Origin of the sequence: Streptomyces bobili (assembly GCF_002154575.1) — a bacterium.
GTDB classification, from domain to species: domain Bacteria; phylum Actinomycetota; class Actinomycetes; order Streptomycetales; family Streptomycetaceae; genus Streptomyces; species Streptomyces bobili.
In genome coordinates this window covers 1-8,292 of sequence record NZ_MUBA01000499.1, presented here as the reverse complement: position 1 = coordinate 8,292, position 8,292 = coordinate 1, and the positions used below count along the sequence as shown (strand labels likewise).

Annotated in this window: 9 protein-coding genes; 2 read left to right on the top strand and 7 right to left on the bottom strand. The window is 75.7% G+C overall.

The features are described 5' to 3' along the window. Positions 1-167: 167 nt before the first annotated feature. From BZL64_RS31525 to bdeA, 3 genes are all read right to left on the bottom strand, one after another. Entirely contained in the window at positions 168-1,433 is a 1,266-nt protein-coding gene (locus tag BZL64_RS31525; protein ID WP_086772546.1) for a PucR family transcriptional regulator, read from the bottom strand. A 142-nt stretch (positions 1,434-1,575) separates the two neighbouring features. After that, complete coding sequence (locus BZL64_RS31520; protein ID WP_086772545.1) at positions 1,576-4,272, bottom strand: helix-turn-helix transcriptional regulator; 2,697 nt, start codon at positions 4,270-4,272, stop codon at positions 1,576-1,578. Positions 4,273-4,512: 240 nt separating this feature from the next. Beyond that, the gene (gene bdeA / locus BZL64_RS31515; RefSeq protein WP_107430381.1) at positions 4,513-5,445 is read right to left on the bottom strand and encodes a bis(hydroxyethyl) terephthalate hydrolase; all 933 of its coding nucleotides are present in this window, start codon (positions 5,443-5,445) and stop codon (positions 4,513-4,515) included. A 238-nt stretch (positions 5,446-5,683) separates the two neighbouring features. On the opposite strand from bdeA, the gene BZL64_RS31510 reads away from it, so the two are divergent. Both BZL64_RS31510 and BZL64_RS31505 read left to right on the top strand, forming a co-directional pair. Beyond that, positions 5,684-5,896, top strand: a complete 213-nt coding sequence (locus tag BZL64_RS31510; RefSeq protein ID WP_086772544.1) for a hypothetical protein — start codon at positions 5,684-5,686, stop codon at positions 5,894-5,896. 140 nt (positions 5,897-6,036) lie between these two features. Next, on the top strand, positions 6,037-6,924 hold the full coding sequence (locus BZL64_RS31505) for a Gfo/Idh/MocA family protein (protein WP_086772543.1): 888 nt from the start codon (positions 6,037-6,039) through the stop codon (positions 6,922-6,924). A gap of 61 nt (positions 6,925-6,985) precedes the next feature. Here BZL64_RS31505 and BZL64_RS31500 read toward each other — a convergent pair whose 3' ends face one another. The 4 genes from BZL64_RS31500 to BZL64_RS31485 all read right to left on the bottom strand — a co-directional run. Beyond that, positions 6,986-7,264: a GlsB/YeaQ/YmgE family stress response membrane protein gene (locus tag BZL64_RS31500; protein ID WP_086772542.1), complete on the bottom strand. Its 279-nt coding sequence runs from the start codon at positions 7,262-7,264 to the stop codon at positions 6,986-6,988. 80 nt (positions 7,265-7,344) lie between these two features. Next, positions 7,345-7,674, bottom strand: a complete 330-nt coding sequence (locus tag BZL64_RS31495) for a hypothetical protein (protein WP_086772541.1) — start codon at positions 7,672-7,674, stop codon at positions 7,345-7,347. 10 nt (positions 7,675-7,684) lie between these two features. Next, entirely contained in the window at positions 7,685-7,960 is a 276-nt protein-coding gene (locus BZL64_RS31490) for a hypothetical protein (protein WP_401710544.1), read from the bottom strand. Further along, positions 7,957-8,292 (bottom strand): MMPL family transporter (locus tag BZL64_RS31485; RefSeq protein WP_244205595.1); only part of this gene is annotated, 336 nt, incomplete at its 5' end. The genes BZL64_RS31490 and BZL64_RS31485, both read right to left, overlap by 4 nt.

The window sequence follows — 8,292 nt, the reverse complement described above, 5'->3', positions numbered from 1 at the left end:
GCGGGCATGCGTGAGCGGCGGTGCGGCCGTCTCGCCGGGCGCGGTGCACCGGAGATCGGGCCGCGCCACCAGGGCGGGAGGGTCACGTGCCGCTGCGCAGGCGGAGGTGCGCGGGCATGCGTGAGCGGCGGTGCGGCCGTCTCGCCGTACCGCCGGGAGCGTGGTCGTCAGAGGGTGGGCCGGGCCGCCAGGGCCAGGGTGATCTCGACGACGTCCGTCGGGCGGGAGAGGCAGCGGCCCGTGAGCTGTTCGTAGCGGCGGAGGCGGTTGAGGACGGTGTTGCGGTGGCAGTAGAGGCGTTCGCCCGCCCGCTGGGCGGAGCCGTCGCAGGCCAGCCAGGTGGCGAGGGTGTCCAGGAGGACGGCCGCGTCGGCGGGTTCCAGGGTTCTCAGGGGGCCGAAGACCCGGTCGGCGAGGGCCGTGGCGAGGTCGGGGGCGGAGATCACCAGGGCCGTGGGGAGGTGCTCGGTCAGGCGGATCGTGCCGCCGGTGCCGGGGCACATCCGCAGCGCGGTGTCCGCGAGCCGGCGGGCGTCGCCGACGGCGGCCAGGCCGGGCACGGCCGTGCCGACGCCGACGCGGGCGCCCGTGGGCGGGCCGCCGTCGATCGCCGTCTCGTCCTGGCCGTCGCCGAGCAGGACGATGCCGTAGTCCACCTCGACCCCGGTGTGCCAGTGCACACGCACGCCGCGTCCCACCGAGGCACGTGCACCGGCCGCCTCCGCAGGGGAGCCGCCGGACACCGCGACGACGAGGTAGCGGCCCTGCTCGGGCAGGTCCAGGGCCTCCGCGGCCTCGGGCAGGTCGGCGATGCGGCTGGTGCCCTCCAGGAGGGCGGCGGCGAGCAGCCGCAGCCGGTTCTCGCGCCGCCAGGCGAGCTGGCGTTCGACCTGGCGGTAGGCGTCGGCGACGAGTGTGCAGTGCTCGTCGACGAAGTTCCACACGTCGGCGGCCACGTGCACGAGGAGGCGTACGTCCTCGGGGGCGGAGCGGGAGGTCTCCTCGACCAGGCCCTGCCAGACCAGGGACCCGCCGAGCCGGAAGGCGTGCAGCAGGGCGTCGAGCGGCAGTCCCTGCTCGGCCCGGGTCGCGCCGATCTTCCAGGAGCAGCGGCGGGCCGCGTCCCGGTTGCCGCGCGGGTCGAGGAGCGAGTTCACGCTGTGCCGCAGCGAGCGGTGCACCTCCTGCCAGGTGGCGGCTGGGTCGCTCTCCACGGCGACGCGGTAGGCGGGTTCCAGTTCCTGGAGGGCGGCGACCAGCCGGTCGGTGAGGTCGGGCAGGTCGCCGAGCAGCACCCGCGCGGCGCGGTGCAGCACGCGCAGGGCGTCGGCGTCGATGAGCGACCGGACACGTGGGCGCGGCCTCGGGCCGGGTCCGGTGGGTCCGGCCGGTGCGGGGCGCAGCGCAATCCGTGGCCGAAGGGCGTGCTGCATGCGGTCCTCCCCCAGGGGTCGGTGACCCGGCGGCTCCCGCGCGGCGGTGCTCCGGCCGGCTCCTGGCCGGCCGAGGGGTCCGCGCGGATCCCGCCGGCTGGCGGGTCCTGCCCCGAAGGATGACATACCGTCCGGTCGGTCCCTAGGGGTGTGCACCGGTCTTTTCCGCTCGCTCGACCAGCCGGGCCAGTTCCAGGCGGGACCGCACACCGAGGGTGGCGAAGACCTTCCGCAGGTGGTAGTCGACGGTACGGGTGCTCACGGACAGGGTCAGGGCCACCTCCCGGTTGGTCGCGCCCTCGGCGACGCGACGCGCGATACGCAGTTGCTGCGGGGTCAGTCCGGCCAGGTCCGCGGCCCCCGCCGGCCGGGGTCCGCTCGCCTCGGCGCCGAGGGCGCGCAGCTCGCCGCGGGTCTGTTCGGCCCAGGCGCGGGCCCCGCAGCGTTCGAAGCCGACCAGGGCGGCGCCCAGCCGGTCGCGGGCCTCGCGCAGGCGGCGCCGGCGGCGCAGCCACTTGCCGTGCAGGAGTTCGGTGCGGGCCCGCTCGAAGTCGCCGCCGGCCGTGTCGTGCAGGTCGAGTGCCTGCCGGTAGAGGGCGTCGGCCCGGTCCGCCGGGGCGAGCAGGGCACGGCAGCGCAGCAGCTGGGCGGGCGCCTGGGGGTCGGCGCCGAACCCGGCCCACAGGGCGAACTCCTCGACGACGCTCCGGGCGCCCTCGCTCTGCCCGGCGGACACGGCGGCCTCGACGTAGCAGGGGACGGCGAGCATCCACAGCGCGAAGTGCCCGCGCCGCGCGCCCGGCCGTACGAGGGGTCCGAGCCGGTCGGCGGCCTCCTGGGGCCGGCCGCGCCCGAGGTCGGCGCGGGCCGCCGCCCACTCCGCCAGCGTCGCCGCCTGCGCGAGACCGTGCCGGCGGGCGGTGCCGAGCGCGGCGGCCACATGCCCGGCGACCAGCTCGGTCTCCCCCTCGATCGACGCGGCCAGCGCCAGTACGGCGTGCTGGTGGGCGGCCGTGTTGCGCTGCCCGGCCCGGTGGGCGGCACGCAGTCCCTCCTCGGCGTGGGTACGGGCGAGCGCGTGCCGTCCGGCGCGCAGTTCGGCGTAGGCGAGGTACTCCCGCGCCCGCGGGACCGCCGCGACGGTGTCCAGGGTGCGGGCGGCGGCCAGGGCCCGCGCACCCGCCCGGCGGGCGCCGGCGAGGTCGCCGAGCATCAGCGCCGCGGCGGCGGCCCGCAGGATGTCCTCCGGATCGCCGGAGGGCTCGCGGCCGTCGGGGTCCCGCGTCACCCGGCGCAGCCGGACCGCCGCCTCCTCGAACCGCGCCTCCAGCAGGGCCCGCAGCCCGAGCCGGTAGTCGGCGCGTGGTCCGCCGCCCTGTGCGTCGTGGCCCTCGGTCTCCCCGCAGCGTTCGAGTGCGGTGAGGCATCCCGCCGGGTCGCCCGCCGCCCATGCCGCGTCGCAGGCGGCCAGCGCGGCGGACCCGGCGTCGGCCGGGGAGTGGTCGGCCAGCAGGGTGGCGGCGTGCAGGAGGCAGGCCTGGGCCTCGTCGACGGGCCCGTCGTGCAGCACCGTCGTGCCGCGCAGCAGGGCGGCACGGCCCCGTACGACGGCGCGGGCGGTGCCGGTCCGGGCCGCGTCCAGGAGCCGCATGGCCTGGTGGGTACGTCCGCCGAGCAGGGCCTGCCCGGCGGCGGCCGTGTACCGCTCGGCGCGCCGGGGACCGTCCTCGGACAGTTCGGCGGCGCGGGCGTACGCGGCGCAGCGCAGCCGGCGCGACGGCAGGTCCCCGGCGACCGCCTCCAGTTCGCGCCCCCGTGCGGCTCCCGCCCAGGCCCGGTGCAGCAGGGCCCGCGGATCCCCTGGCGCCAGCTCCCCGGCCAGGGCGAGGTGCACGGCCCGCCGCCGCTCCTCCGGCGCCCCCGCGTACACCGTCCTGCGCAGCAGCTCGCTGTGGAAACGGACCTCGTCGTCGGCCTCCGCGAGCAGATCGGGCAGCGGTACGGCGCCGTCCTGCCCGAGCTGCCCGGCCGCCCGCAGGACGAGTCCCCGGTCCACGGCGGTGTCCTCGTCGTCCCGTGCGGCGGCGGCCACGGTCAGCAGCAGGTCGAGCCGGCCGGGCGTGAGGCCGTCCAGGCAGCCGCCGGCCACGTCCGTCAGCACCTCGGCGCCGGGCAGCGGGCGGGGCGGCGGACGGTCCCCGCGCACCTGGGCGGGCGAGAGCCGCCGTACGAGGGCCAGCAGGAGGGCCGGAACACCCTCGGCCGCGTCCACGATCTCGTCCCGCACTCCCCCGTCGAGAGCCCCGCCGGTCACCTCGTCGAGGAGCGCGGACGCCTCGGGCGGGGTGAGCGGGTCGACCCTGACCACCGGCAGCCCGCCGAACTCCGGGGCGGGTGGGCGGTGTCCGGGGACCGTGAGGAGCAGGCGCGCCGCCGTCGTCGTACGGCACAGGTGCCGGGCGGCGTCGCCCAGGGCCGCACGGGAGAGCGGGTCCCACAGGTGGGCGTCGTCGACGCAGACGAGCAGCGGGCGGGAGCCGGCGCGGAGCGCGTCGAGCAGGGCGTGCCCGGATCCGCCCGCCGGTGCGCGGCCGGTGGCCTCGCCGAGGGCGCGCAGCAGCGTGCGCAGGCCGCCGCCGGGGACGGCCGGGCCCGCGGGGTCGGCCCGTACGCCCACCACGGGCCCCGCGGCGAAGGCGCGGGCGGCGCGTTCGAGGAACCAGGTGCGGCCGCAGCCGGGTTCGCCGGTGACGACGCCTACGGCGGCGTCGAGCCGGTCCGCCGTGGCGGTCGCCCGGTGCGGCGCCGGGCCGGGGATCGCGGGCGTCTGTCCGGTCATTCACGTGACGTTACGCACGCGTAACGTGAGGCGGAAGTCACGCGTCCACCCGCGCGAAGTCCCGATTCCCCCCGGTGACCTGGGAGTTCGGGGGTGCAGTGCGGTGTGCGGGCTTGTGCCGGTGCCCAACTCCCCCGCGCCCGCGCCGTGACCGGGCACAACGGCGGCGGCGGTCGCGCGAGATGCGCGACCGCCGCCGGTGTCGTGGGGCGTGGGACACGGCGGATGCCGTGCGGGGCGTCAGGAGGTGTGCGGGCAGTTGCCCCGGTACTCCTCGATGGTCAGGCTCGGGCGGGGCAGCGGGCACAGGAACTGCTCGTAGCGGGTGTCGTTGTCGATGAACCGCTTCAACCAGGAAATGCTGTACTTCGCGATCGTCGTGTTCGAGGAGATCGGGGTCAGGTGCGAGGTGCCGTTCAGCTCCAGGTAGGCGCGGTCCAGGGAGGACGGCAGGGAGGAGTAGAAGGGCTCGGCGTGACTGGCCACGGGGGCGATGGTGTCGCCGTCGGCACCGAAGATCAGGGTGGGTGTGCTGATCTCCGGCCAGCTCTTGTCGGTGTTCCACGGCGTCAGCGGGATCGCCGCGTGGAGGGAGGGCCGGGTCTTGGCGGCCTCGAGGCTGCCACCGCCGCCCATCGAGTGCCCCATCACGCCGAGCCGGGTGCTGTCGACCCGGCCCCGGACCGAGCTGCGCTGGGTGAGGTAGTCCAGGGCGGCGAGCAACTGCCGTCCGCGCGAGTCGGGCTGGTCGAGGGTGGTGTTCGTGTCGATGGTGAAGACGACGAAGCCCTGTGAGGCCAGCCGCGGACCCAGCCAGGCCATCGTGGACTGGGTGCCCGTGTAGCCGGGCGAGATGGCGACCGCTCCGAAGGTGCCGTCGGCGGTGCTGGTCGGGTAGTAGATCGTACCCCCGCCGAAGCCGGTGACGGCGAGGGAGGAGACGGAGGTCTGCGAGACGGAGTACGAGCCCCTGGCGGCCTCGATGCTGGAGGTGGTCGGCGCCGGTCCGCGCTCGTAGGGGTTGTCCGCGGCCTGGGCCCCGGCCCCGTTGAGGGTGGTGAGGCCGACGACCGCGGCGATCGCCGTCGCCAGGCCGGCGAACCGGGCGGATCTGCGGTGGGGGGAACCGGTGGGCACGCGGTGGGCGGCACCGGTACGCGCTTGCTGCTGCACGACGAGTCGTCCTCTCTGTCGTGGCGGCCCGCCCGGCCGGGCGGGTCCGTGGAGGGGCTGGTCGTGCCACTGTCGGGGCGCGGCCACCGCCCGGGGACCGGCAATGTCACCGGTCTCGTGCGGGGCGCTCCTGGCGAAGCCGCTCACCCGCTATTCTCCCTGCGTTTCTCCGGCGTTTCCGGCATCAACGGCGCGCATCGGTGCACTCGGACCGGGTCGCCGGACGAGGAGGACCGCCGTGCTGTGGGTCGCCGTACTGCTGCTGCCGGTGCTGTCCGTCCTGCTGATGGTCATGGACCGTGTGGAGGACCGTCTGCTCGCCCCCGCCGCCCCCGAGCGGGCCAGGCGGAGGCATGCCGGGCGCAGGAGGCAGCTGCGGCTGGTCCGGGGGACGTCCGGGCGCCCGGAGCCGGGCGCGGACGAGTCCGGCGCGGGCCCCCGGGCCGCCTGACCTGCCTCTCTCCGGCCGCCCGCCCGCCGGGACGAGTGTCGGGGGGTGCACTTCCGCGCCGTACGTGTGCGAGGCTCGCCGAGGACGGCGCCTCGGCGCCCCCGACGTCACCCCGACCGGCAGCAGGGAGAGTCAGCGGCATGCGCATCGGTCTGTTCGGCACCGGCCCCTGGGCGCAGATGGTCCACGCGCCCGTTCTGGCCGCACACGAGGGTCTCGACTTCGTCGGGGTGTGGGGCAGGCGCCCCGCCGCCGCGAAGGAACTGGCGGACCGTCACGGCACGCGGGCCTTCGACGGCGTGGACGAACTGCTCGCGGAGGTGGACGCGGTGGCGGTGGCGGTACCGCCGGACGTGCAGGCGGACCTCGCGGTCCGGGCCGCCGGGGCCGGTCGTCATCTGCTGCTGGACAAGCCCCTCGCCGCGACGGTGGCGGGGGCGCGCGACGTCGTGCGCGCGGTGACGCGGGCGCGGGTCGCGTCGGTGGTCTTCTTCACCACCCGCTTCCTCCCCGAGCCCGAGGCGTGGATCGCCGAACAGGCGGAGGCCGGTGGCTGGTTCACGGGTCACGCGCAGTGGCTGGGGTCGGTGTTCACCGGCGAGGACCATCCCTTCGCCACGCCGTGGCGGCGGGAGAAGGGCGCCCTGTGGGACGTCGGCCCGCACGCCCTGTCCGTGCTGCTGCCGGTCCTCGGCGACGTCCGCAGGGTGGCCGCCGCGGCGGCGGGGCCCGGCGACACCGTTCACCTGGTCCTGGACCATGCCGGCGGCGCCTCCAGCACGCTGACGCTCAGCCTGACGGCCCCGTCGGCCGCGTCCGGGGCGGGCGTGGAGATCCGGGGCGAGGCCGGGGTCACGCGGCTCCCGGAGAGTTCCGCGGACGCCGCGAGCGCGCTCGGCCGGGCCGCGGACGCGTTGTGCGCCGCGGCCCGTGACGGGCGACCGCACCCTTGCGACGCCGCGTTCGGCCTGCGGGTCACCGAGATCCTCGCCGAGGCCGGGGGCCTGCTGGCCTCCGACGCCGGCTGAGATCACGCCGACCGTGGCCGGTCGGGCGTGCCGGTCAGGCCCTGGCCGTCGGGCGTGCCGGTCAGGCGTGCCGGTGGGTGCGCTTGTTGCCGGTGAAGGCCCGGTAGAGGAGCAGCAGGATCAGCGAGCCGACGATCGCGGCGATCCAGGTGGACAGGTCGAAGAAGCCGTCGATCGAGTCCACCCCGAAGATCACCTTGCCGAGCCAGCCGCCGAGCAGACCGCCCGCGACGCCGATCAGCATGGTGATGATGATGCCGCCCGGGTCCTTCCCCGGCAGCAGCATCTTGGCAACGGCCCCAGCGAGCAGGCCTATCAGAATCCAGGCAATGATGCCCACGGTTCCTCCCATCTCCGTCGGAAAGCGTGTACGTCTTCCGAATGCACGGAGAGTGGGGACGCAAACCTGTCAAGGGCTCGTCAGCCTTCTTCGAACGGTTCGTCACTCCACCGGAACCAGGCCCGGTCGCCCCGGATGTGCAGCAGGAACTCGGCCACCGGACCCTCGGGCGAGTGCAGCGCGACACGCCTGCCGATCTCGGCGTAGACGGCCTCCCACTCCTCGATGTTCCGGTCCAGGTCGCCCTCCACGAGGGCGAGTTCACGGGTGAAGAGGTGCTCGACGGCGTCGTACGCCGGGCCGGGACTGAAACGGCCCGACAGCCACGGGAAGTCGGCGTCGTCGATGACGATCTCACCCACCTGTTCCTCCCCGTGCCGCACGTACCAGATCTCGCCGTCGAACCCCATCACGCCTCCGTCATCCGCGGCCGTTGACACCGCGGGACAGCTTGTCACCCGGGCGCGAAGTTCCGGAGGCGTTGTGGGCCGGGAGGTGGCGGCCTGCAAGGTCGCCGTCCGGGGCGCGGGCGATCCGCCACCACTCGCGTGGGGACGGGCACCAGCGGAAGAAGTCCGGTTTCTCCTGGGCGGCCAGGTCGAGGCCGCCCGCGGCGACGGCCTTGCGGGCGTGCGCGTCGAGGGTGGCGGAGCGGATGCTGCGCTGCGCGTCCGTGGTCACCGGGCGGGCGGTCACACCTTTGGGGCTCCCCCGCCGGACGGTCCATGGCTTTCCCCGGCGGCCTTCGCGGGCCGCCTCCCCACCTCCCCGTCCCCCTCCGCGTCGATGTGCGGCAGGATCCGGTCCAGCCGGCGCGGGGTCCACCAGGCGTGCGGGCCCAGCAGGGTCATCACTGCCGGGACCATGAGCAGCCGCACGACGGTGGCGTCGATGAGCACGCTGACGGCAAGGCCCAGCCCGAGCATCTTGACGACGATGTTGTCGCTGACGATGAACGCGGCGAAGACGCTCACCATGATCAGGGCGGCACAGGTGATGACCCGGGCGGTGATCTCCAGGGCATGGGC

What these genes read in the sequence shown, in the direction of transcription:
- BZL64_RS31525 (WP_086772546.1), bottom strand. Translation starts at nt 1,433, where the DNA reads ATGCAGCACGCCCTTCGGCCACGGATTGCGCTGCGCCCCGCACCGGCC.
- BZL64_RS31505 (WP_086772543.1), top strand. Translation starts at nt 6,037, where the DNA reads ATGCGCATCGGTCTGTTCGGCACCGGCCCCTGGGCGCAGATGGTCCAC.
- BZL64_RS31520 (WP_086772545.1), bottom strand. Translation starts at nt 4,272, where the DNA reads ATGACCGGACAGACGCCCGCGATCCCCGGCCCGGCGCCGCACCGGGCG.
- BZL64_RS31495 (WP_086772541.1), bottom strand. Translation starts at nt 7,674, where the DNA reads ATGGGGTTCGACGGCGAGATCTGGTACGTGCGGCACGGGGAGGAACAG.